At 27.3% G+C, this 2021-nt stretch carries 3 protein-coding genes; all 3 read left to right on the top strand.

All coding sequences use genetic code 11. The features are described from left to right. The first annotated feature begins 4 nt into the window (after nucleotides 1-4). Nucleotides 5-157, top strand: a complete 153-nt coding sequence (locus CHL78_RS21540) for a winged helix-turn-helix domain-containing protein (protein ID WP_274541873.1) — start codon at nucleotides 5-7, stop codon at nucleotides 155-157. Continuing rightward, complete coding sequence (locus CHL78_RS20035; RefSeq protein ID WP_094368838.1) at nucleotides 145-1224, top strand: sensor histidine kinase; 1080 nt, start codon at nucleotides 145-147, stop codon at nucleotides 1222-1224. Before CHL78_RS21540 ends, CHL78_RS20035 begins: the two co-directional genes overlap by 13 nt. 60 nt (nucleotides 1225-1284) lie before the next feature. After that, nucleotides 1285-2021 (top strand): ABC transporter permease (locus tag CHL78_RS20030; protein WP_199534140.1); only part of this gene is annotated, 737 nt, incomplete at its 3' end.

The raw sequence follows: 2021 nt of genomic DNA, 5'->3' as shown, positions 1-2021 counted from the left end.
AGATATAGCTGAGCATGTATATGATGAATACTTTGATCCTTTATCATCTGTACTAAGGGTACATATAGCTAGGCTAAAAAAGAAATTAAAGGAAGTATCAGGTAAAGATATAATAATTACGACTAGAGGAATAGGATATTCAATATGCGAAGAATAAGGGATAAGAAGGTTCTGATACTAATTGGATATTCTATTATCACATTTATAATATTTATTATTGGCGCAAAATTTATTACAAATATATTTGATGCAAATGGAAGATACAGTTTGATTGGGATGCAAGATAGTACTATGGTGATAGATAAGCCTATGGACGACTACAAAACAGTTGTGGATGGAGGGTATATAATTCCTGATGTAGAAATAGAAGATAGTGTTAAAGGCAAACTTGATAGCAAATTTAACATGGCAACAATAATATTTTTTATATTTATAGTTATATCAAATTTTTTACTATTAATAATATTAAATCGATTAGAACTTAAAGAGAGGCTAGAAATAGCTAATAATATAAAAAATATAAAAGATGAAGAGGAAATTTTAAGTTTAGATCCTATAATGTCAAAGGTCTATAAAGAATTAAAGGATAAGTTTGATTCTCATATAGAAGATTATAAAAGATTAAATTCATACCTAACTCATGAACAAAAAAATGCTATTGCAATTCTGAGGACAAGCTTAGAAATAAACAAAGATCAAGAGCTGCTGCTAACTCTTGATAAGGTATCAGATAGTGTAGAAGATGTGCTTGCAATTAGTGATGTAAATAATAATGATGATATGCACGAGATAGATATAGCCCTTATCTGTGCACAAGTATGTGATAACTATACAAAAATATATAAGAAATTAAGTTTTGATTTTGATGAAGATGATAACACAAGTATATATGGTAAAGAAAAATGGATATATAGAGGGATATCAAATTTACTGGATAATGCAATAAAGTATGGAGATGGTAAAGAGATACATGTAAACGTAAAAAATAAAAAGGGAAGTGTAGTAATCTCAGTAGAGGATAATGGTATAGGTATTAACAAATCTAATATGAAAAAAATATTTTATGATAGATTTAGAATAAATGAACTAAATAAAGATGGATATGGTATAGGGCTTAGTTTAGTTAAACATGTATGTACATTATGTGATGGATTTGTATGGGTGGAGAGTGAAGAGGATAAAGGATCTACTTTTTATCTTGCTTTTAAAGAATATAAAGAATAATAATTCAATATAAATTACTATCTTAAAGAAGATAGTTTGGTAAGTAAGAGGAGACACGAAGTGTATATTTTAAAAAAATCTATTAAAAATTTATTTAGAAACAAAGTACGTAGTTTTTTTTATATAATTGTAGTTTTACCCATGATTTATTCTATAGCTGTAGCGATTGCAATTAATTCGAGTACAAGTGTAGTTGTATCAAGGTATAAACAAAGATTTGAATCAGAGGTACAGATTAAAATTAATCAAGAAAAGCTTGTTGAAGGTGCATTAAGTGGTCTATCAATAAGAGATTATGAACCTACTATAAAAGACTACTTTGATTTTGCAGATTCTAAGTACGTTAAAGAAGCTATATTTACTGGTAGAATGCGAGGATATATTGAAGGACTAAGAGATGATAAACATGAAACTAGTAGCAATGGAGTATATGAAGTAGAGAGTAAGACGAATGGTAATATTATAGGATACAGCCCTAGAAGCAATCAATATAAACTAAATGGAATAAATATAAAGGAAGGTAGACTATTTAAATACAATAACGAATGTATAGTAACAGAGGATTTCTTAAATTATAATTACTTAAACTTAGGTGATGAAATAAATATATTAAATGAAGCTAAAGGAAATAAAAATCTAAAGTTAAAAATAGTTGGAGTATATGAAGATAAAACTACTGTGAATAGTGATGTATTTGATACATCATATGAAAATAGTAAAACGATATTAACAACTTACCAGACCTTAGCAGAATTTGAGAATATATCTAGATTTGACGAACCTACAATATATACAAA

The organism is Romboutsia weinsteinii (genome assembly GCF_002250835.2).
Classification (GTDB): domain Bacteria; phylum Bacillota; class Clostridia; order Peptostreptococcales; family Peptostreptococcaceae; genus Romboutsia_A; species Romboutsia_A weinsteinii.
Note: the sequence above shows the minus strand (reverse complement) of the source record. Positions and strands in the feature narration are given on the sequence as shown.